We start from the raw sequence: 23,533 nt of genomic DNA, 5'->3' as shown, positions 1-23,533 counted from the left end.
ATGGAAAATAGAGTAAAAGAAAAAGAAGTTTTAAAAGTCGAAGACCTTGCTATTTCCTTCTACACACCTGTAGGTGAAGTTAAAGCGGTGGATGGCATAAGCTATACACTACATGAGAATGAAATAATGGGAATTGTAGGAGAGTCCGGATCTGGTAAGTCGGTGGAATCCTATGGGATAATGGGACTTTTACAATCTCCAGGCAAGGTAAAATCTGGAAAGATATTATTTGATGGAAAAAATGTTTTGGATTTTGACAAGAATGAAATGAGAAATTTCAGAGGCAACAAGTGCTCCATGATTTTTCAAAACCCAATGACTTGTTTAAATCCTGTTTATACAATAGGTAATCAACTTATGGAAGCCGTATTGGTCCATAAGAAAGTAAGTAAGGATGAAGCTTATAAGAGGGCAGTTAAGATGCTTGAACTTGTAGGTATTGCAAATCCTGAAAAGAGAATGAAACAATATCCCCACGAACTATCTGGTGGTATGAGACAGAGAGTCATGATTGGGATGGGGCTTATATGTGAGCCGGACGTTCTAATTGCAGACGAACCGACAACTGCACTGGATGTTACAATTCAGGCACAAATACTGGAGCTTATAAAGGAAATTCAACAAAAGAACAAGATGTCTGTAATCTTTATAACTCACAACTTGGCGGTTGTTGCTCAAATTTGCGACAGTGTATCTGTAATGTATGCTGGAAAGATTGTTGAACAGGGAAGTGTTGATGACATATTCTACAACCCTCAACATCCTTACACAAAGGGCCTTTTAAAATCCATGCCAAGAATTGACGACAACGAGGGAGCAAGACTTGATAGTATTGAAGGAACTCCCGTTGATATGTTGAACCCACCAAGTGGATGTGGTTTCTCTACAAGATGTGAACACTGTATGAATATCTGTTTGAGAAAAGAGCCACCAATGGTTGAAATGGCAGATGGACATAGGTCAAAGTGTTTCCTACATTTAAAGGAGGTAGTAAATGGAAGACAATAAATTACTTGTTTGCGACAATATTGTAAAACATTTCACCGTCAAGGAAACATTTAACAAGACAGCAACAGTACATGCGGTGGAAGATGTGTCCTTCTATATAAAGAAGGGAGAGACACTGGGAGTTGTAGGTGAGTCGGGATGTGGTAAGACCACTTTGGGAAGAACCATATTAAGGCTTCACGAACCAACTTCTGGACGCATAACCTATGATGGCGAAGTTATTTTTGATAGTGAAAAGAATATAAAGGCTGAAATGTATCCATATAGAAGGAAGATGCAAATAATATTCCAAGACCCTTCTGCATCCCTTGACCCTAGAATGACCGTAGCGGAAATTGTAGGCGAGGCGCTGGATATACATGGACTTTATAAAGAAAACAGAAGAGATAGAATTAATGAACTGCTTAGACGTGTTGGACTTAACCAGGAACACTCTAATAGATATCCCCATGAGTTTTCAGGTGGGCAACAACAGCGTATTGGAATTGCCAGAGCATTGGCGGTTGAACCAGAGTTTATAGTATGTGACGAGCCAATCTCTGCACTGGATGTTTCCATACAAGCGCAAATTGTAAACATGTTACAGGACATGCAAGAAGAGTTTGGGCTAACCTATATGTTTATTGCCCACGACCTTTCAGTAGTAAAACATATTAGTGACAGAATTGCAGTTATGTATTTAGGAAAGATGGTAGAACTTGTGGATTCGAAGAGACTTTATGAAAATCCTCTTCATCCATACACCAAGTCACTACTTTCCGCAATACCACTACCGGATCCAAAGTTAACAAGAAGTTTAAAGAGGATAAAACTTGAAGGTGAAATTCCTTCACCAATACATCCACCTAAGGGATGTAGATTCCATGAGAGATGCCCTTATGCAAAGGATATATGTAGTGAAGTGGAACCGGAGTTTAGAGAAGTTGAGGATGGACACTTCGTAAGTTGTCATATCATATAAAAATTAGTATTTAGGAGGAAGAAATGAAAAAGAAATTTAGTTTGAGATTGCTTGCTATTATGCTTGGCTTTGTAATGTTACTAAGTGCTTGTGGTAACGGTGGAAAAAACCAAGGAACAGGACAAGCAGGAAATGGAAACGCAGCTTCTAATGAAGAAGCAGGAAGAGAAGATGGTGTTTTTGATATAAACATCGCTTCAGAACCAGAGTCAATAGACCCAGCTCTTAACAGTGCTGTAGACGGTGCTATAATGATATCTCATCTTTTTGAATCACTTATAAGATGGGATGACGATGGAAATGGAAATGCCGTATTAAAACCAGGTATTGCAGAGTCATGGGATGTTTCTGATGACGGACTTACTTGGACTTTCCACTTAAGAGATGCTAAGTGGTCAGACGGTAAGCCAATAGTAGCAGAAGACTTTGTATATGCATGGAACAGATTAGTAAACCCTGACACAGGTGCTGACTACGAATATATGTTAGACATGGTTAAGGGATATGAAGAAAAGAAACTTGAAATATCTGCACCAGACGAAAAGACTTTCGTTGTTAACCTAAGTGTAAAATGTCCATACTTTGAAGAAATATGTGCTTTCCCTGCAGTAATGCCTGTTAGAAAGGACGCTGTTGAAGGAACAGAAAACTGGACAAACTCTCCAGACACATTAATTGCAAATGGACCTTACGTTCTTAAAGAATGGAAACATAATCAAGTTATCGAAATGGAAAAGAATCCTGAATATTACGACGCAGATTCTGTAAAAGCTGAAAAATTAGCTTTCCACTTACAAGATGACCAAAACGCAATCTATGCATCATATAGATCTGGCGACTTAGACTTTATAAACTCCGTACCTCAAGAAGAAGTTCAAAAACTTCTAGATACAAAAGAACTTAAAGTTCTTCCACAAGTAGGAACTTACTATGTAGTATTTAACGTTGAAAAAGAACCATTTAACGACGCAAGAGTTAGAAAGGCTTTCTCACTTGTAATAGACAGAGACTTTATCGTTAGACAAGTTACTGGGCAAGGACAAGAACCAGCATCAGGATATGTTCCATCAGGAGTATACGATGTTGACGGAGCAGAAGGCGACGACTTTAGAACAGTTGGTGGAGACTATTACTCAATAAAAGTTGACGATTATGAAAAGAATGTAGAAGAAGCTAAGAAGCTTATGGAAGAAGCAGGTTATAAAGACGGCGAAGGATTCCCACAAGTTGAATACCTATACAACACAAATGAAGGTCACAAGGCTATAGCTGAAGCACTACAAAATATGTGGCAAGAAAAACTTGGTGTTCAAGTTACTCTACAAAACCAAGACTGGAACGTATTCTTAACTGAAAGAAAACAAGGTAACTTTAACATCGCAAGAAGTGGATGGATTGCAGACTACAACGATCCAATGTCATTTATAGATATGTGGATGACTGGTGGAGGTAACAACGACGCTCAATACAAGAACCCTAAGTATGATGAAATTGTTAAGGCGGCAAAGGCTACTTCAGACCAAGCAGAAAGAATGGAAAACATGCACAAAGCTGAAGATATATTAGTAGGCGAAGATGCAGTTGTTGCACCAATCTACTTCTACAACAATTCCCACATGATGAAGCCAAATATCGATGGATTATACTACACTCCATTAGGATATTACTTCTTCAAGGGATTGACAGGATTCTAGAATAAGTCAAATGACTCCTTTTTTAAAGAGGGCGGCTGTATGGCCGCTCTTTTTATATTTAAAATCGAATTGCAATTGGCTCTTAAGTTACTAAATCATAAATTTATAAAAATCTTTTAATTTATTAGGAGATTTCATGCTATGTGATATAATTAAAGTAGATATCTATGGGAAAGGACGTGCTATATGGCTTCAGATAAAATATTAAAATTAAGAGAAAAAATGAAACAAGCTGGACTTGATATGTATATAGTTCCAACATCGGATCCTCATTGTTCTGAATACGTTCCCGACAGTTATAAGACCAGGGAATTTATTTCAGGCTTCACAGGTTCCGCCGGCACTGTAATAGTGACACATGACAACGCCGGACTATGGACCGACGGAAGATACTTTATACAGGCTGCAAAAGAGCTTGAAGGTTCTGGCATTACATTATATAAAATGGGAGAAGCTGGAGTTCCTACAATGAAGGAGTTTGTGGAAGAAAACTTCAACGGTGACTACAAGATTGGATTCAATGGAGAAACTTTTCCCCTTTGGCTTTTAGATTACATTGCAAAGGACATTCCAGAAGAAAATATTTTCTATAACCAAACTCTCGTTGAAGACATTTGGGAAGACAGAGTTAAAAAGTCTTCCAACAAGGCCTTTGTTTTAGAGGAAAAATATGTTGGAGTTTCTGCCCATGACAAGGTAAGAGAGATTAGAGAAAAACTTAATAAAAAAGGTGCAACTGCAACACTAGTTACAACCCTTGACGACATTGCATACACACTAAACATAAGAGGTGGAGATATACTATTCACACCAGTAATACTTTCCTACCTTTATATAAACAGAGACCAAGTGGTTTTATTTGTAGATGAAGAAAAGATTACAAAAGATGTAAAAAATCACTTGGACAAGATTGGCGTTACAGTTAAAAAATACCAAGAGGTATTTGACTTTGTAAAGGCCATACCAAGTGAAGAAGTTCTTTACTTCAATAAGAGAAGTATAAATGTAAAGCTATACAAATCAATTCCTGAAGAGATAAAGACAATTGTTGGTAGAAATATTTCAACAGATATGAAGGCAGTAAAAAATGAAGTTGAAATTAAAAACCAAAGAAATGCCTATGTAAAAGATGGAGCTGCCTTAGTGAACTTCTTTAACTGGGTTGAAGATTCATTAGAAAAGGGAGAAAAGATTACAGAGCTAGATTGCTCAGACAAACTTCTTTCCTTTAGACAAGAACAAGATCTATTTATTGAACCAAGCTTTGGATCAATCTCAGCATATGGAGAAAATGCAGCACTACCTCACTACTCTCCATCCAAGGACAACCCTGTTTATTTAGAAAAGAAGGGACTTTACCTACTGGACAGTGGTGGACAATATAAGGACGGTACAACAGATATTACTAGAACCGTTGCATTGGGAGAACTTACAAAGGACGAAATCTTCCACTACACCATGACCCTTAAGTCACACATTGCACTTTTAACTGCCATTTTCAAAGAGGGCACAAAGTCATCTGCACTAGATGTATTTGCCAGAGGGCCACTATGGAAAGAGGGAATCGACTTTAACCACGGTACAGGACATGGCGTTGGATTCGTGTTAGGAGTTCATGAAGGGCCACAAAACATTTCAAGGGCAAATAACGATGTAAACATGGTTCCTGGAATGGTTACATCAGACGAACCAGGTGTTTACGTTGAAGGAAGCCATGGAATAAGAATTGAAAACATCATGGTATGTGTGGAAAAGTGTGAAACTTCCTTTGGAAAATTCTTCGGATTTGAATCACTTTCCATTGTGCCAATAGACCTAAGACCAGTTGATAAGTCACTTCTAACAGAAGATGAAATAAAATGGATAAACGAATATCATAAACTTTGTCTTGAAAAATTAAGTCCAATGCTAGAAGGATCTGCACTAGAATATTTAAGAAAGGCAACTGAGGAGATTTAATGTTTGACATTGAGAAGAATTTAAAAACTTTGCCCACATCACCAGGGGTTTATCTGATGATTGACGAAAATGATACAATTATATATGTGGGGAAGGCAAAAAATCTTCGTAACAGAGTCAGACAATACTTTACACCTTCTGGACAGACAATTGAAAAAGTTCGGGAGATGGTTAAACACATAAGTCGGTTTGAATACATCATTGTGGACAATGAAGTGGAGTCCTTGATACTTGAGTCAAACTTTATCAAGGACAAGAAACCGAAGTATAATATATTATTAAAATCAGGCGAAAAATATCCCTTTATAAAAATCACCAAGGAAAAGTACCCACGCATTTTAAAGGACAGAGTCATAAGGCAAGACGGCGCCGACTACTACGGACCCTTTCCAAATGCCTATGGGGTGACTGAAATCATTGAACTGTTTCAGGATATGTATAAAATAAGAAGGTGTAACCTAAATTTTGACAAAAATCAATATTTAAAAAGACCTTGTCTATACTACTTTATACACAAGTGTTCTGGACCTTGTATTAAGGCCATAACAGAAGAAGAATATTTGGAAGACCTTTTAAATGTGGAAGATTTTTTAAAGGGAAAGCAAAAAAAGATTATAACATCTCTTAAAAAGAAGATGGATAGGGCGTCACAAAACTTAAACTTTGAACTGGCTGCAAGATATAGGGACAATATTAACTCCCTTGAGACCATTGTAGAAAAGCAAATCGTTCGAACGTCTAAGGATAGAGAAATGGACATTATTGCCATGGCCCGGGAGAAAGACACTATCTCCATGCAGGTGTTTATTATGAGAAGTGGTAAAATAATAGATAGGGAGCACTTTATCTTAGATGACTCCATTAAGGGAGAGGACGAAGAAGTATTTTCGTCATTTATTCAACAGTTCTATTTCGACATGGCCTTTGTGCCAAAAGAGATTGTAATCCAGAAAGAGCCCGTGGACTCATCCACACTGGAAGAGTACTTGACCCGCATAAAAGGGAAAAAGGTAACTTTAACAGTGCCAAAGAGGGGCGAAAAGTTAAGACTGGTTGAACTTGTTGAAAAAAATGCCAAAGAGACCTTGGAAAAACATCTTGCATACATTAGACGAAGAGAGAGGGAAAGACCAAAGGGTCTTGAAGAGCTGGAAGAGCTACTTTCTATCTCTCCACTTTCAAGAATTGAATGTTATGACATTTCAAATATATCGGGAGTGCAATCCGTCGGCTCCATGGTGGTTTATGAAAACGGACAAAAGGCACCGGGAGAGTACAGAAAGTTTAAGATAAAGACGGTTGAAGGACCAAACGACTACGCCAGCCATCAAGAGGTTTTAACTAGAAGGCTTGAAAGGCTAAAAAGTGAAAATGCCCTAGGCAATAGAGAAGTTTCCTTTGGAAGAAAGCCATCCCTAATCATAATTGACGGGGGCAAGGGCCATGTGAATGCGGCAAAGTTTGCCATGTCACTTTTAAACATGGAAGAGATTCCAATATGTGGACTTTATAAGGACGAATTTCACAATACCAAGGGAATTGTATATAGTGGTCAGGAGATACCACTAAAGGTATCAAGCAATATATACCGCTTCCTATTCGACATTCAAGAAGAGACACATAGGTTTGCCATTAACTACCATAGAAAGTTAAGGGATAAAAATATGATAAAGTCTGAGCTAGACGATGTGAAGGGAATAGGAGAAGTTAGAAAAAAAGCACTTATGAAACACTTTAAGTCCATAGATAAAATAAAGAAGGCATCTATTACAGAGCTTTTAGAAGTGGACAAGATAGACAGAAGAAGTGCAGAGAATTTATATAATCATTTTAATGGAGTAGAAGATGAAGGGAATTAAATTAAAAAAGCTAATTGAAGAGCTGGAACTTGAAGTTGTAATGGCAAGTTCCGATTTTGAAGAGCTAACCATTACCAATTCACAGGTAAATAGGCCCGGGATTCAACTTTCCGGATTCTTTGAACACTTTCCAAATAAAAGGCTTCAAATAATAGGCAAGACCGAGTCAATCTTTTTAAACTCAATGGACAAAGACGTGAGAATACAAAGACTCGAAGGGATTATGTCCAGGGACATTCCATGTCTTATCTTCACCCAAGGTCAAGAGATTGAGGACTATGTGGTGGAGCTTGCAAAAAAGCACGACAAGACATTGATTCGCTCTACGAGACCGACCACAAGGCTTATTTCAAGAATTGACGATAAGCTAGCATATTTTTTAAGTGAACAGACTAACATGCACGCCGGTCTAATGGAAGTTTTCGGTATAGGTGTTCTAATCACTGGAAAATCTTCCGTAGGTAAGTCGGAAACTGCACTGGATTTAATTATTCGTGGCCACAGACTTGTGGCAGATGATGTGGTTGAAGTAAGGAGAATGGACAAAGTTCTTATAGGCCAAGCTCCTAAGAATATACGTCACTTCCTTGAAATTCGTGGAATAGGTATATTAGACATTCAAAGGCTCTATGGTATAGGTTCGGTAAAACCGGACGTTGAGATAGAGCTTGTGGCATGTTTGGAACCTTGGGACGACGACAAGGAATATGACAGGCTTGGACTTGATATCGAGTACGTGGACATACTTGGTGTCAATGTTCAAAAGGTAACCATACCGGTTAAACCGGGAAGAGACATAGCCATGATTGTGGAAGTAGCTGTTAGAAACTACAGACAGAGAAACTATGGATACAATGCGGCTATCGAACTAAGTAAGAGACTGTTTTCAACTAACGAAGATGAATAACAGTTAGGTAAAATTCAAAGGGGGAAATAAAATGAAGGAAAAGACAATGCAAGCTATGGACGGTAATATGGCTGCCGCTCACGTGGCTTATGCATTTACAGATGTTGCAGCAATTTATCCTATAACACCGTCATCAAACATGGCAGAGTATGTGGACAACTGGGCTGCTTTTGGAAGAAAGAACATTTTTGGACAAACTGTTCACGTTTCAGAATTACAATCTGAAGCCGGTGCAGCAGGAGCATTACACGGAGCGTTAGTAGCAGGATCATTAGGAACAACATTCACAGCATCACAAGGACTTTTACTTATGATTCCTAATATGTATAAGATCTCAGGGGAACTTCTACCAGGAGTATTCCACGTATCTGCCAGAGCTTTAGCAAGCCATGCCCTAAGCATCTTCGGTGACCATCAAGACGTTATGGCAACAAGACAAACAGGCTTTGCAATGCTTGCATCAGGATCAGTACAAGAAGTTATGGACCTTGCGGCAGTAGCACATCTTTCAGCTATTAAAGGAAGAATTCCATTCCTACACTTCTTTGACGGATTTAGAACATCACATGAAATTCAAAAGATTGAAGTTATAGAATATGACGAACTAGCAAAACTTGTAGACCACGATGCTATAAAGGCATTTAGAGAAAGAGCTTTAAACCCAGAAAATCCTAAGACTATGGGAACAGCTCAAAACCCAGACATCTACTTCCAATCAATAGAAGCTTCAAATACTTATTACGAAGATATAGTTGGAGTAACTGAAAATTATATAAACGAAATCAACAAGCTTACAGGAAGAAACTATGGCCTATTCGACTACTATGGTGACGAAGATGCAGAAGACGTTATTATCGCCATGGGTTCAGTAACAGAAACCATAGAAGAAACCATCGACTTCTTAAGAAGCGAAGGAAGAAAAGTTGGTCTTGTAAAAGTACATCTATATAGACCATTCTCAAAGAAACATCTATTAGAAAAGATTCCTGCAAGCGTTAAGAGAATTGCAGTTCTTGACAGAACAAAGGAAAAAGGATCTCTAGGAGAACCACTTTACCTAGATGTTAAATCTGCATTCTATGACGAAGAAAGACAACCAAAAATCTATTCAGGTATCTATGGACTAGGTTCAAAGGACACAACTCCAGGACAAATTCTTGCAGTTTATGACAATCTAGTAGCAGATGAACCAAAGAAGAGATTTACAATCGGTATTACAGACGACGTAACATATAGATCACTTGACGTAACAAGAAACTTAAATACAGTTCCAGAAGGAACAATCAACTGTAAATTCTGGGGATATGGATCAGACGGTACAGTTGGAGCAAACAAATCTGCAATCAAGATTATCGCAGACGGAACAGACATGTATGCACAAGGATACTTTGAATATGACTCAAAGAAATCCGGTGGTATTACAATATCTCACTTGAGATTTGGAGACAGCCCAATAAGATCAACATACTTTGTTGAACACCCAGACTTCGTATCATGTTCAAAACAAGCATACGTTAACCAATACGACCTATTAAAGGGAATAAAAAAAGGTGGAACATTCCTACTTAACTGTATTTGGTCAGAAGACGAACTAGAATCACATCTACCAAACTCATTAAAGAGAAAGATTGCAGAAAACGAAATTGAATTCTACACAATCAATGCATCAAAGATAGCAGCAGACATTGGACTAGGTGGAAGAATAAACATGGTAATGCAATCAGCATTCTTCAACCTTTCAAAAGTACTTCCAATCGATGAAGCAATTGAAAGACTAAAGGCACAAATCGTTAAATCCTACGGTAGAAAAGGTGAAGAAGTAGTTAACATGAACTACAAAGCGGTTGAACAAGGTGTTGACGCTTTAGTTAAGATAGATGTTCTAGAAAGCTGGAAAGACTTAAAGGACGAAGAAGAAAACGACGAAAATCTTCCAGAATTCATTAGAGAAATTGTTAAACCAATAAACGCTCACGAAGGAGACGACCTTCCGGTATCTAAATTTGCAGACAGAGCAAATGGAGAATTCCCACAAGGAACTTCACAATACGAAAAGAGATGTATTGCGCTTAAAGTTCCAAAATGGCATATAGAAAACTGTATCCAATGTAACCAATGTTCATATGTTTGTCCACATGCAGTTATAAGACCATTCTTAGTAACAGAAGAAGAAAAGGCAAACGCACCAGAAAACTTTGAAACTAAAAAAGCAATTGGTAAGGGACTTGAAGACTACACATTCAGAATTCAAGTTTCCACAATGGACTGTACAGGATGCGGAAACTGTGTTGAAGTATGTCCATCAAAAGTAAAATCACTTTCAATGGAACCATTTGAAGAACAATATAAAGAACAAAAAGAAAACTGGAAATATGCCCATGACGTAGTGGGATACAAAGAAGGACTAGTACCAGAAACAAATGTTAAGGGAAGTCAGTTCAAACAACCATTACTAGAATTCTCAGGAGCATGTGCAGGCTGTGGTGAAACACCATACGCAAAATTAATCACACAACTATTTGGCGATAGAATGTTAGTTGCAAACGCAACAGGATGTTCATCAATTTGGGGAGGTTCAGCACCAGCAACAGTATTCTGTAAGAACAAAGACTGCAAGGGACCAGCTTGGGCTAACTCACTATTTGAAGACAACGCCGAATACGGATACGGTATGGAAATGGGAATTGAAAAGACAAGAGAAAAAATTCGTCTACTAATGGAAGAATTTATAGAACTTGGAATTAATTCACCACTAAACGACCTATTCAAAGCTTGGATTGAAGGAATGAACGACTCAGACAAGTCAAAAGAAGCATCAGCAGAAATCCTTCTACACCTAGACGAAAAGACAGGCGACGAAGCTGCAGACAAGATTATCTCAGAAATCGAAGAAAGAAAAGACTATCTAATCAAGAAATCAGTTTGGATCTTCGGTGGAGACGGTTGGGCATATGATATTGGATATGGCGGACTTGACCATGTACTAGCATCAGGAAGAGATGTAAACGTACTTGTAATGGACACAGAAGTTTATTCAAACACAGGTGGACAATCATCAAAATCAACACCAACAGCAGCAGTAGCAAAATTTGCTGCATCAGGAAAGAAGATTAGAAAGAAAGACCTTGGGCTAATGGCAACAACATATGGATATGTTTACGTAGCACAAATAGCTATGGGAGCAAACCAAGCACAAACACTAAAAGCCATTAGAGAAGCGGAAAGCTATGATGGACCATCACTAATAATCGCTTACTCACCATGTATCAACCACGGTATCAAAGGCGGAATGGGCCACTCACAAGCACAACAAAAGAGAGCAGTAGAAGCAGGTTACTGGCATCTATATAGATTCGACCCAAGACTTAAAGACGAAGGAAAGAATCCATTTACACTAGACTCAAAAGAACCAAAAGCTTCATTCCAAGACTTCATAGCATCAGAAGTTAGATACACTTCACTACAAAGATCATTCCCAGAAGAAGCAGAAGTACTATTCAAAGAAGCGGAAGAAGACGCTAAAGCAAGATACCAAAGCTACGTTAGAATGGCAAGCTATGAATACAATAAAGAAGAAGCTGATAAAGAATTCAAGAGCGAAGATAAAAAAGAACAAACAGTTGGTAAAGACGACAAGATAACAGAATAAGAGTAGCAGAGGAAAGGAGAGCCGGTGGCCCTCCTTTTTTGGTAGGGTTACCCTACAACCCATTTTATAGAGTTGAAGGAAAGCTAAGGCTTTCCACGCTGTGCCTATCGGCACTTATGCATCTTTTACTTCTTCTTCCTAGGAATATCATACCCTCTCTGTGTCATCCTGAACGGAAAATTTGCGTAGCAAATTTGTAGCTGAAGGATCTCGTGAACTTTCTTTAGAAAGTTCGCGCTAAAGTATCGTAATATGTTATTTTTAGGGTAACCCTACGACCTCTTTATTTTCAATATAATTCCTTTTTTAACCAAGGGGAGAACTAAGAAACCTTTTCGTATGATTTCTAACGTTCTCCCCTTGAAATCCCCTCTTCCTTACCTTCCAAACGATTCAGGACTGGCCGTCCTGAAAACCTGCGTAGAAAGAGGAAGAAAATCTTGCTGGATTTTCTTCTGTTTATATAATTGTTTCGTAAGTTTTCAACTTTTTTAGAAATGTTATTCCCTCGCTATGTCATTCTGAGCGAAAATTTTTACGAAGTAAAAATTGGAGTCGAAGAATCTCATTACTAAGTATATGTTAGAGGAACAAAATAAATTTAATAATTCAATAGTATTCAAAGTATGATATTAAAAAAATAGAAAATACAGCAAGATTTTCTACAACTTACAATGGGGTTTGGGGTATCCCCAAGCGTTTTAAGGGTGTAAAAGGTTCGGGTTTCAGGGTAAGGATATGAGGGGAAATCGCAATCCCCTTCATCCTTACCCTGAGAATAGGAAAAATAATTTTAGTAAAATAAAAATTAGGTAAGTTTATAAAACTTAATGACTATGCAGTAAGGCGAAAACTTTTGATTTAAAGTTTTTTAAAACTTTAAAAACAATTCAGGATACTTAAGCGTGAACTTTCCACAAGAAAGTTCACGAGGTCGCCTTCTGACACTTTCCAGTCGAAAAGTGAAACGAGATCGACATTTGACCTACAACGAAGACTACGTCTTCTGTTAGGTCAAGAATGCTTCGACTCGCTATCGCTCGCTCAGTATGACAATACTGGGAGACCCCAAGCCTCGTAGGTCATAGACCTACAAACCTACAAAATAAAAATAAAATTTTCATAAAAAGTTTTTTAAAACTTTTTTCCACAAAAAAAGAGGAAGAACTCTTCCTCTCTTAACTAACAATCTTGAAAAAATACATCTGCAAGTTCCCCAGCTGTAATATTTCCAAAGTAGTCTTCTAATTTGAAGCTTTCCAATATTTCAATTACCTTTGACTTCTTGTAGTCTATGCCATCAAGTTTTTCTCTTATTTCTTCCACATCTTCTTTTCCGAAGAAGTCTCCGTTTATATAGAAATTTCTAATCTTTCCATTGTCCAGGTCATAGGCAAGTTCTACAAATCCCGCCGGGAATTTTCTATATTGTATTACTTCTCCCACAGGTTTCTTACCGTAGTTCCATGCATCCATAGAAAATCTTGAGTCATAAATTTCCTTTACTCCCTGAAGTTCTTCTTCAGATAACACATACTCTTCTGGTTCTTGGTCGAATTGTTTAAAGATTTCTTTTAGTAGTATTGCTTCAAAGTCCTCTGTTGAAAGGTTTTTGTCTTCAAGGTATGGGGCAATATTTGTAACCCTTGCCCTTACTGACTTTACTCCCTTTGATGCAAGTTTCTCTTTTCTTACATTAAGTGCCTTTGCCAGTTCTTCCAATTGAACATTGAAAAGAATACAGCCATTTGAAAGGACTCTGTGGTTATAAACTGACTGACTTGAACCGATACATTTTTTTCCTTCGATGGTTATGTCGTTTCTTCCGGAAAGCTCAGCGTCAATTCCAATTGCCTTCAGTGCGTTTACGATAGGAATGTAGTATTGTTTAAAGTCTATTCTATCGTGGCCCTTGGTCTTTGTTATGAAGGAGAAGTTTAAGTTTCCTAAGTCGTGGTAAACTGCGCCCCCTCCAGTTATTCTTCTACACACCTTTAGATTGTTTTCAATTACATAGTCTTCATTTATTTCCGCATAGGCGTTTTGGTTTCTTCCTATGATAATAGATGGAGAGTTAATCCAAAGGTACACATATTCTTCTTCCTCCAACGGCAAATTCTTAAAGATATATTCTTCAAAACTTAAATTGTATTGTGGGTCGTTAGAATGTGATTCTAAATATTTCATTTCGCCACCTCCTTCTATCATTATAATATAAATAAGGAAAGAAAAACATCTATTATTGAATTTTTAAGCCATTTAGCTATGAAATTATTGACATTCATTATATAATAGAGGGTAGTGAAATTATAGACGAAAAAATTAAAATAGTTTTTTGTCATAGATTAAAATAAATTTAAAAGATTTCACAAATGTGGGGTCTTTTTTGATTAAATGTGTAAATTTCAAAGTTTAATTTGAATAATGGACGTTGAATGTGTTAAAATTAACCGTGGATAATGAGGTGGAAAATGGAAATTTTAAAAAACTTATTCTCAACGGGCTCAAAGAAAGAGGTTAGAAAAATTGAACCTATTGTTGACAAAATTGAAGCCCTTGACGAGGAAATGCAAAAACTCAGTGACGAAGAGTTAAAAAACAAAACAGTTGAATTTAAAGATAGATTAGAAAAAGGAGCCACACTTGACGACCTTTTAGTTGAAGCTTTCGCAGTTGTAAGGGAAGCGTCCTTTAGAGTTTTAGGAATGAAACAATATAGGGTACAGCTAATTGGTGGTATTATACTACACCAAGGTAGAATTGCGGAAATGAAAACAGGTGAAGGTAAAACACTTGTGGCAACACTACCAGCCTACCTAAACGCACTTACTGGAGAAGGCGTTCACGTTGTAACCGTAAACGACTATCTTGCTAAGCGTGATATGGAGTGGATGGGTAAGGTTCATGAATTTTTAGGACTAACAGTAGGATGTATCATTCATGGCCTTGACAATGATGAAAGAAAGAAAAATTATAACTGTGACATCACTTACGGTACAAACAACCAATTTGGTTTCGACTACCTAAGGGACAACATGGTTATATATAAAGAAGAGCAAGTACAAAGGGACTTAAACTATGCCATAGTGGACGAGGTTGACTCCATTCTTATAGACGAAGCGAGAACTCCACTTATAATCTCTGGTATGGGCGACGAATCCACAGACATGTACGTTAGAGCGGACCGATTTGTACGAACCCTTACCGGTAGAATAATCGACCCTAACGAAGAAAAACAAGATATCTTCGACAAGGAAATAAAGGAAGAAAAAGTTGACTTTGTAGTAGACGAAAAGAAGAAAACAGCTTCTCTTACAGAAAAAGGTACAGCAAAGGCAGAAAAGTACTTTGGACTTGAAAACCTATCTGACGTTTCAAACATGGAAACAGCTCACCACATAAACCAAGCTCTTAAGGCACATCACACAATGAAAAAAGACATTGACTATGTACTTAAAGACGGCGAAGTTTTAATCGTAGATGAGTTCACAGGCCGTATTATGGAAGGTAGAAGATACTCCGACGGTCTACACCAAGCTATTGAAGCAAAAGAAGGAGTTGCAGTTCAATCCGAATCTAAAACCCTTGCCACAATTACATTCCAAAACTACTTTAGAATGTACAACAAGCTTTCAGGTATGACCGGTACTGCAAAGACTGAAGAAGACGAGTTTTCTGAAATTTACAACATGGACGTTGTGGAAATCCCGACAAATAAACCAGTTATAAGAGAGGACAACCACGACAGAGTATATATAAACACAGAAGCGAAATACAGAGCCATAGTTGAAGAGGTTGAGAGGGTTCACGAAACGGGACAACCAATACTTGTAGGTACTGCATCCATCGAAGTTTCTGAAATAATCTCAAGACTTCTTAAAAAAGAAGGCATCCCTCACGATGTTCTTAACGCTAAGCAACACGAGAGAGAGGCAGAAATCGTAGCACAAGCCGGTACATTTGGTAAAGTTACCATCGCCACAAACATGGCAGGTCGTGGTACGGATATTATTCTTGGTGGTAACCCAGACTTTATGGCTAAACACGATATGAAAAAACAAGGTTATGCAGACTATGTGCTTGAAGCCCTAGACTCATTTGTGGAAATAGATGACGAGGAAATCAAGGCAGCAAAAAATGTTTATCATAATCTTTACGAAAAATATAAAAAACAAACTGACGAAGATGCAAAGAAGGTGCTTGAAGCCGGTGGACTATATATCTTAGGTACTGAAAGACACGAGTCAAGACGTGTTGACAATCAGCTTAGAGGTCGTGCGGGAAGACAGGGAGACCCTGGTAGTTCAAGATTTTTCGTGTCACTAGAAGACAATCTAATGAGACTTTTCGGTGGAGAAACCATCCAAAAGTTTGCCGAAAGAGGCGACTTCCCTGAAGATGAACCACTAGAGTTCAAACCAGTTACAAAGGCCATTGAAAGGGCGCAAAAGAAAGTGGAAGTTAATAACTTCGGTATTCGTAAACACGTTCTTCAATATGACGACGTTATGAATGTTCAAAGAAAGATAATCTACGGAGAAAGAGAGAGGGTTCTTCAAGGTGAAAACATGAAAGAGTACATTCTTGAAATGTTACACGAAATAATTTCCCTTACAGTAGATAACTTCACACAAGGTGGCGACCATCCAGAAAACTGGGATATGGAAGGCCTTATGCTATATCTAAAATCTGCATTTATGCCTGATGGATACCTGGACTTCTCCAACATGAGCGGTTGGAAGAGAACGGACCTTAAAAACTATCTAACAGAAAGAGCTGTACAGGCCTACAACGACAAAGAAGAGGAAATGGGCTCCGAAAGATTTAGAGAGATAGAACGTGTTATCCTTCTAATGGTAGTTGACAGAAAGTGGATGGATCACATTGACGCCATGGACCAACTTCGTCAAGGTATTGGACTTAGATCCTACGGTCAACAAGACCCTGTAAGAGCATATAACGAAGAAGGTTTCGATATGTTCGAAGAGATGAACCACTCTATTAAAGAGGACACATTAAAGGGACTGTTCAATGTTAGACCAGTTGAAGAGATAGAAAGAAAACAAGTTGCCAAGGAAACCAAAACTTCCGAAGACCAAGTAACAATTGTTAAGGGCAAGAAGATTGGAAGAAACGATCCATGTCCATGTGGCAGCGGAAAGAAATATAAAAAATGTTGCGGTAGGGATGCATAGATGGACACATATGTAGTAAATGAAGAGATAAAGAGCCTATCCAACGACCTAGAAGAAGTCGGAGACTCTCTTTGACTTACCAAAACTAAGAAATGAATTAAAAGATTTAGAAAGTAAAACCTTGGAGGAGGGCTTTTGGGACGACAGCGACACTGCCCAACAGATTTTCTCCAAGATAAAGTCCCTAAAGGACGATGTTGGAGAATATGACAATTTAAGTGAAGAGCTTGAAGACTTAAAGACCCTAATAGAGCTTGTTCGAGAAGAGGAGTCGCCGGAGTATGACTCTGAAATAGAACAGAGAATACAAAGGCTTCGAAAGAAACTGAACAAGGCAAAGCTAAAGACCATGCTAAGTGGCGAGTATGACAAAAACAATGCCATATTTGCCATAAACTCTGGGGCAGGAGGCACCGAGGCCCAGGACTGGACGGAGATGCTTCTAAGAATGTACACCAGATGGCTTAGTGACAAGGGCTATAGCTACACGGTTCTCGACTACAATCGTGACACCGAAGGGGGCATAAAATCCGTAACCATTATGGTAAAGGGAATGTACGCCTATGGCTATCTTAAGTCAGAAAAGGGCGTTCATCGCCTGGTTAGAATTTCTCCATTTGACTCAAATAAAAAGAGACACACTTCCTTTGCCTCGGTAGACGTATATCCCGACATCGACAACCACCACGAAATTGAAATCGACATGAACGACCTTCGTATCGACACCTATAGAGCCAGTGGTGCCGGTGGACAACATGTTAACACCACCGACTCCGCAGTTAGAATAACCCACATACCAACTGGGGTTACGGTGCAATGTCAGTCGGAGAGAAGTCAAATCACCAATAGGGAAACTGCAATGAATATGCTTAAGGCAAGGCTTATTGCAATAAAGGAAGAAGAAAACAGAGAAAAAATTGAAGATATTCAAGGAAAGTACAATAAAATAGCATGGGGTTCACAAATAAGGTCATATGTATTCAATCCATATTGCCTTGTAAAAGATCATAGAACCAACTATGAAACCGGAAATATACAGGCAGTTATGGACGGAGAACTGGACGATTTTATTGACGAATATCTAAAGATGAAAGCAATAGATAAATAGAGCACGAGGGTGCTCTTTTTTATGAGGTGGATTTTGAATATAGATTTAAAAATAGCAAAAGAATTAAACATTACGGAAAAGCAAGTAAAGGACACAGTAAAACTAATTGACGAGGGAAATACAATTCCATTTATATCCCGTTATAGAAAAGAAGTTACGGGAAACTTAACAGATGAACAGCTTCGTCAACTGGAAGAGCTTTTGAAATACCAAAGGTCACTGGAAGAGAGAAAAGAAGATGTAATAAGACTAATTGACGAACAGGGCAAGCTTACAGAAGAATTAAAAGAAAAGATAGAAGCTGCAGAATTACTTAAAGAAGTTGAAGACCTATACCTTCCATATAAACAAAAGAAGAGAACTAGAGCCACACAGGCCCGAGAACGTGGCCTTGAACCACTGGCAAATTTAATGCTAGAGGAAGACTCAACTGACGACGACTTTACTGCTATGGCAAAAGAACTTATAGATGAAGAAAAAGAAGTTCTAACAGAAGAAGACGCAATAAAGGGAGCCATGGATATAATTGCAGAAATGGTTTCAGAGTCCATAGAGTTTAGAGATATACTTAGACACTCTGCCAAAGAAAGTGGAGGAATAGAGTCCACACAAAATGGCGAAGACGAAAACAAGACCTACGAGATGTACTACAACTTCTTAGAAAGACTTAAACATCTTAAACCCCACAGAATACTTGCGCTGTTTAGAGGAGAAAAAGAGGGAGTATTAAAGTTAAAGTTCGACCTAAACGACGAGTACAATATCCAAAAGATTTTACAGTCTTATTCCTACCTTAGTGACAAAGACTACTATAAATACATTGAAGAAGCAGTGATTGACGGCTACAAAAGATTACTCCTTCCATCAATCGAAACAGAAGTAAAAAACGAATTAAAAGAAAAGGCGGACAAGGAGTCCATAAAAGTATTTGGAAAGAACTTAAAGCCATACCTAATGCAGCCACCAATTAAAGAATCTGTAGTAATAGGACTTGACCCAGGCTATAGAACAGGATGTAAAGTTGCAGTTATTTCAAGCCACGGTAAGGTGTTAGACTATACCACAATCTATCCAACAAAGCCGAGGGAAGACATTGCAGGATCAAAGAAAGTTCTGAAAGAGCTAATTGAGAAGCATGGAGTAAACCTTATAGCCATAGGAAATGGAACAGCCTCAAGAGAAACAGAAAACCTTGCATCAAGCCTAATAGAAGAACTAAATAGAAAAGATTTATTCTACACAATCGTAAACGAAGCAGGAGCTTCCATCTATTCAGCATCAAAACTTGGACAAGAGGAGTTCCCAGACCTTGATGTAACCATAAGAGGAGCCATTTCAATAGCAAGAAGAATACAAGATCCACTGGCAGAACTGGTAAAGATAGAACCAGAACATCTTGGCGTTGGACAGTACCAACACGACGTAAACCAAAAAGAATTGAAAGAGACCCTTTCAAATGTAGTAGAAGACTGCGTTAACTCCGTTGGAGTAAATGTAAATACTGCATCACCGGCGCTATTAAACTACGTTTCAGGAATATCAAAATCAGTAGCAAAAAATATTGTAGAATATAAAGAAGAAAATGGTCCATTCAAAAACAGAAAAGAACTGAATAAAGTAAAGGGCCTTGGACCAAAAGCATTTACACAATGCGCCGGCTTTTTAAGAATACCAGAGTCAGAAAATATTCTAGACAATACGGCAGTTCACCCAGAGAGCTACGAAATTGCAGAAAAACTTTTAGAAAGAGACCTTAACAAAGTGCAGGTGTCAAAAGTTTCAAAAGAATTGGGAATAGGGATTCCAACACTGGCAGATATCCTAAAAGAACTTAAAAAACCAGGAAGAGACCCAAGGGACGAAATGCCAAAACCAATCCTTCGCTCCGACGTGCTTTCCATAGACGACCTAGAAGAGGGGATGATACTAAAAGGCACAGTGCGAAACGTGGTGGACTTCGGTTGCTTCGTAGACATTGGAATAAAAAATGATGGACTTGTGCATATTTCACAAATGTCCCATAGCTTTATAAAACATCCATCAGACGTGGTAGAAGTGTCAGACATAGTAGAAGTGAAAATAATAAATATAGACAAGGAAACAGGAAAAGTAGGACTAAGCATGAAATTGTAAGGAGAACCGAGGGGTTCTCCTTTAACCATTCCTGGGTTGTTTTGTAGGGTTTCCACCCTACGAAGCGTGGCGACCCACCGCCATGTCATCTTGAGCGGAAAAATTCCGAAGGAATTTTGTAGTCGAAAGATCTCGGAAAGTTTTTTAAAACTTTCCGTATTTCTATCATAATATGTTATTTTGTAGGGTTTTACCCTACCACCTATTTATTTCTAATCCACTTTCTCATTCAACCAAGGGGAGAACTAAGAAACCTTTTCGTATGGTTTCTAACGTTCTCCCCTTGAAATCCCCTCTTCCTTACCTTCCAAACGATTCAGGACTGGCCGTCCTGAAAACCTGCTTAGTAAGAAGAAAATCTTGTTGGATTTTCTTCTACTTTTATAATCGTGTTACGTAGGTTTCATCTTTTCCCTAGGAATATTAACCCCAGTCGTGTCATCCTGAGCGAAAATTTTTTTGGCACAAAAAAATTGAAGTCGAAGCATTCTTGACCTAACAGAAGACGAAGTCTTCGTTGTAGGTCAAATGTCGATCTCGTTTCACTTTCTGACAGGAAAGTGTCAGAAGGCGACCTCGTGAACTTTCTCTTAGAAAATTCACGCTAAAGTCTCATAATATGTTATTTTGTAGGGTTTCACCCTACCACCTTTTTGTTCCAATTTCTCACTTCTAACCTTTCATCTCTCACCTCTCACTTAACAGCTTTACTCCAGTAATGCAAAAAAATAAAAGATAGAAGAACTTAAAGAATATTGAACGATGAATTAATGTTGTTAAAATTTAACTAAAAACTAAACGAATAAGACGTAATTGTTGACAAGATAAAGAATAATGTATAATTAATAATAAGGAAATATTTGAGCTGAGAGTTGAAATAAGTTTATGAATTTAAAATCTACAATAAAAAAGCTTAAAATATGTAATTATAAAATTAAAGAAAAATATTGATATATCGAATTTAATAAATTAAATGTGGGAGGAAAGAATGAATGCTATGAGTGATAATTTTATTAAGAAATTACCTTATTATTGTTTTGAACCTGAAAATCAATTTTTTGATAGAAAAAGCGCTAGAATAAAGCCCTTAGATATTTTAAAGCATTTAGTTGCTTTTGCAAATGCAGAAGGAGGGCAATTAGTTATCGGAATCGAGGATGATGGTAAGATTACAGGTTTTGACTATGAAGCAGCACACAATATTGATGAATACAGAAATATATTTTTAACGGAATTGAGGGAAACTCCTATAAGTCCAAGGTTTGATATTTTAGAGGTTGAAAATAATCAAAATAAAAATGATAATATATTAGTCATTTCAGTTGACGTGTCCTATGATAGGGTAATTAAATCGTATGACGGCAAAGTATATCTTAGGCAAAATGACGCATCTAAAGAATTAAATTTTGAGCAAATTCTACAATTACAATATGATAGGGGACAAAGATATTTCGAAGATGAAATTGTACCACTTTCAAGCATAGATGATATAGATATTGATTTGATGGATAGTTACAAAAAGATAATGGATATAAGTGATCTTTCTAATGAAGAAATTTTAAAAGCAAGAAACTTGATGATAGATGATAAATTAACAAATGCAGGAGTTTTGCTTTTTTCAAAAAATCCATCAAAATTCTTGCCTCAGGCAAGGCTGAGAGTAATTAAGTATAGCGGAATTAATCAAAAAGTTGGAACAGAAATAAATATTATTAAAGAAAAAACATTTGATGGAGCTATTCCTAATATTATAAAAAATGCAAGAGAATTTATTAACACCCAACTAAGAGATTTTCAATATTTAAATAAAGATGGAAAATTCAAAGTGATGCCAGAGTATCCTGAATTTGCATGGTTTGAAGGTATAGTTAATGCTTTAACTCATAGGAATTATGCAATAAGAGGGGAGCATATTAAGGTATTAATCTTTGATAATAGAATGGAAATAATTAGTCCGGGGCTATTACCAAACATTGTAACGATAGAAAATATTTTAAATCAGAGGTATTCTAGAAACCCAAGAATTGCTAGAACCTTATGTGAATTTGGATGGGTAAAGGAAATGAATGAAGGTGTCAAGAGAATTTATTCTGAAATGGAAAAATTATTTTTGAAAAATCCTAAATACTATGAACCTAATAGAAATGTAATGCTAGTCTTAGAGAATAATATTTTGAATAGAAGTATGAGAATTTCAGAAAAAATTAAAGGCATGATTTCTGAAGAAAATTTTAAAAACTTAAAAGAAGAAGAAAGATTAATATTACACTTCATGTTTAATAGTGGAGAAAAAATAACGACTAAAAAAGCAACTGAAATCACAGGAAAAGGATCTACATTTTGTAGAAAGATACTTAAAAATCTCGAAGATAAAGGATTGTTAGAGTGGCATGGAACGTCGGTGAATGACAGGACACAGTACTATTCTCTTGAACTTTAAAACGTAGAAGAGTTGAGTAAAACGTAGAAGAGTTGAGTAAAACGTAGAAGAGTTGAGTAAAACGTAGAAGAGTTGAGTAAAACGTAGAAGAGTTGAGTAAAACGTAGAAGAGTTGAGTAAAACGTAGAAGAGTTGAGTAAAACATAGAAGAGTTGAGTAAAACGTAGAAGAGTTGAGTAAAACGTAGAAGAGTTGAGTAAAACGTATATGAGTTGAGTAGAATACAGAAGAGTTGAGTAAAACGTATATGAGTTGAGTAGAATACAGAAGAGTAGAGTAAAACGTATATGAGTTGAGTAGAATACAGAAGAGTAGAGTAAAACGTATATGAGTTGAGTAGAATACAGAAGAGTTGAGTAAAACGTATATGAGTTGAGTAGAATACAGAAGAGTTGAGTAAAGCATAGAAGAGTTGAGTAAAACGTAGAAGAGTTGAGTAAAACACAGAAGAGTTGAGTAAAACATAGAAGAGTTGAGTAAAACATAGAAGAGTTGAGTAAAACATAGAAGAGTTGAGTAAAACATAGAAGAGTTGAGTAAAACATAGAAGAGTTGAGTAAAACATAGAAGAGTTGAGTAAAACATAGAAGAGTTGAGTAAAACATAGAAGAGTTGAGTAA

Annotated in this window: 12 protein-coding genes; 11 read left to right on the top strand and 1 reads right to left on the bottom strand. The window is 37.3% G+C overall.

Going from position 1 to position 23,533, the window contains the following annotated elements:
• From L6651_RS04740 to nifJ, 7 genes are all read left to right on the top strand, one after another.
• Positions 1 to 1,008, top strand: a complete 1,008-nt coding sequence (locus L6651_RS04740; protein ID WP_237036851.1) for an ABC transporter ATP-binding protein — start codon at positions 1 to 3, stop codon at positions 1,006 to 1,008.
• Positions 995 to 1,969, top strand: a complete 975-nt coding sequence (locus L6651_RS04735; protein ID WP_237036850.1) for an ABC transporter ATP-binding protein — start codon at positions 995 to 997, stop codon at positions 1,967 to 1,969. The genes L6651_RS04740 and L6651_RS04735 overlap by 14 nt, the downstream gene beginning before the upstream one ends.
• 23 nt (positions 1,970 to 1,992) lie before the next feature.
• Entirely contained in the window at positions 1,993 to 3,663 is a 1,671-nt protein-coding gene (locus tag L6651_RS04730) for a peptide ABC transporter substrate-binding protein (protein WP_237036849.1), read from the top strand.
• Between the two features lie 186 nt (positions 3,664 to 3,849).
• Entirely contained in the window at positions 3,850 to 5,622 is a 1,773-nt protein-coding gene (locus L6651_RS04725) for an aminopeptidase P family protein (RefSeq protein WP_237036848.1), read from the top strand.
• Complete coding sequence (gene uvrC / locus L6651_RS04720; RefSeq protein WP_237036847.1) at positions 5,622 to 7,481, top strand: excinuclease ABC subunit UvrC; 1,860 nt, start codon at positions 5,622 to 5,624, stop codon at positions 7,479 to 7,481. Before L6651_RS04725 ends, uvrC begins: the two co-directional genes overlap by 1 nt.
• Positions 7,468 to 8,388, top strand: coding sequence for an HPr(Ser) kinase/phosphatase (gene hprK, locus L6651_RS04715; RefSeq protein WP_237036846.1), 921 nt, complete (start codon positions 7,468 to 7,470; stop codon positions 8,386 to 8,388). Before uvrC ends, hprK begins: the two co-directional genes overlap by 14 nt.
• A gap of 31 nt (positions 8,389 to 8,419) precedes the next feature.
• The gene (gene nifJ, locus L6651_RS04710; RefSeq protein ID WP_237036845.1) at positions 8,420 to 12,037 is read left to right on the top strand and encodes a pyruvate:ferredoxin (flavodoxin) oxidoreductase; all 3,618 of its coding nucleotides are present in this window, start codon (positions 8,420 to 8,422) and stop codon (positions 12,035 to 12,037) included.
• Positions 12,038 to 13,219: 1,182 nt separating this feature from the next.
• Here nifJ and L6651_RS04705 read toward each other — a convergent pair.
• On the bottom strand, positions 13,220 to 14,224 hold the full coding sequence (locus tag L6651_RS04705; protein WP_237036844.1) for a lipoate--protein ligase: 1,005 nt from the start codon (positions 14,222 to 14,224) through the stop codon (positions 13,220 to 13,222).
• 284 nt (positions 14,225 to 14,508) lie between these two features.
• Between L6651_RS04705 and secA the strand changes: the two genes are divergently transcribed.
• The 4 genes from secA to L6651_RS04685 all read left to right on the top strand — a co-directional run bounded on the left by secA (position 14,509) and on the right by L6651_RS04685 (position 22,913).
• Positions 14,509 to 17,232: a preprotein translocase subunit SecA gene (secA, locus tag L6651_RS04700; protein ID WP_237036843.1), complete on the top strand. Its 2,724-nt coding sequence runs from the start codon at positions 14,509 to 14,511 to the stop codon at positions 17,230 to 17,232.
• Positions 17,233 to 18,340 (top strand): peptide chain release factor 2 gene (gene prfB / locus L6651_RS04695; protein WP_237036842.1). Its coding sequence is split into 2 segments (ribosomal slippage): positions 17,233 to 17,304 and positions 17,306 to 18,340, totalling 1,107 coding nucleotides; the frame shifts between segments, so codons are not numbered across the junction. It abuts the gene before it with no gap.
• A gap of 33 nt (positions 18,341 to 18,373) precedes the next feature.
• A complete protein-coding gene (locus L6651_RS04690; RefSeq protein ID WP_331473703.1) occupies positions 18,374 to 20,473 on the top strand; it encodes a Tex family protein in 2,100 nt (699 codons plus the stop codon).
• A 988-nt stretch (positions 20,474 to 21,461) separates the two neighbouring features.
• On the top strand, positions 21,462 to 22,913 hold the full coding sequence (locus tag L6651_RS04685) for an ATP-binding protein (RefSeq protein ID WP_237036841.1): 1,452 nt from the start codon (positions 21,462 to 21,464) through the stop codon (positions 22,911 to 22,913).
• The last annotated feature ends 620 nt before the right edge of the window (positions 22,914 to 23,533 follow it).

It is taken from the genome of Mediannikoviicoccus vaginalis (genome assembly GCF_928097925.1).
GTDB classification, from domain to species: domain Bacteria; phylum Bacillota; class Clostridia; order Tissierellales; family Peptoniphilaceae; genus Mediannikoviicoccus; species Mediannikoviicoccus vaginalis.
This window is presented reverse-complemented; position numbering and strand designations above follow the sequence as displayed.

What these genes read in the sequence shown, in the direction of transcription:
- L6651_RS04740 (WP_237036851.1), top strand. Translation starts at nt 1, where the DNA reads ATGGAAAATAGAGTAAAAGAAAAAGAAGTTTTAAAAGTCGAAGACCTT.
- L6651_RS04735 (WP_237036850.1), top strand. Translation starts at nt 995, where the DNA reads ATGGAAGACAATAAATTACTTGTTTGCGACAATATTGTAAAACATTTC.
- L6651_RS04730 (WP_237036849.1), top strand. Translation starts at nt 1,993, where the DNA reads ATGAAAAAGAAATTTAGTTTGAGATTGCTTGCTATTATGCTTGGCTTT.
- L6651_RS04725 (WP_237036848.1), top strand. Translation starts at nt 3,850, where the DNA reads ATGGCTTCAGATAAAATATTAAAATTAAGAGAAAAAATGAAACAAGCT.
- uvrC (WP_237036847.1), top strand. Translation starts at nt 5,622, where the DNA reads ATGTTTGACATTGAGAAGAATTTAAAAACTTTGCCCACATCACCAGGG.
- hprK (WP_237036846.1), top strand. Translation starts at nt 7,468, where the DNA reads ATGAAGGGAATTAAATTAAAAAAGCTAATTGAAGAGCTGGAACTTGAA.
- nifJ (WP_237036845.1), top strand. Translation starts at nt 8,420, where the DNA reads ATGAAGGAAAAGACAATGCAAGCTATGGACGGTAATATGGCTGCCGCT.
- L6651_RS04705 (WP_237036844.1), bottom strand. Translation starts at nt 14,224, where the DNA reads ATGAAATATTTAGAATCACATTCTAACGACCCACAATACAATTTAAGT.
- secA (WP_237036843.1), top strand. Translation starts at nt 14,509, where the DNA reads ATGGAAATTTTAAAAAACTTATTCTCAACGGGCTCAAAGAAAGAGGTT.
- L6651_RS04685 (WP_237036841.1), top strand. Translation starts at nt 21,462, where the DNA reads ATGAATGCTATGAGTGATAATTTTATTAAGAAATTACCTTATTATTGT.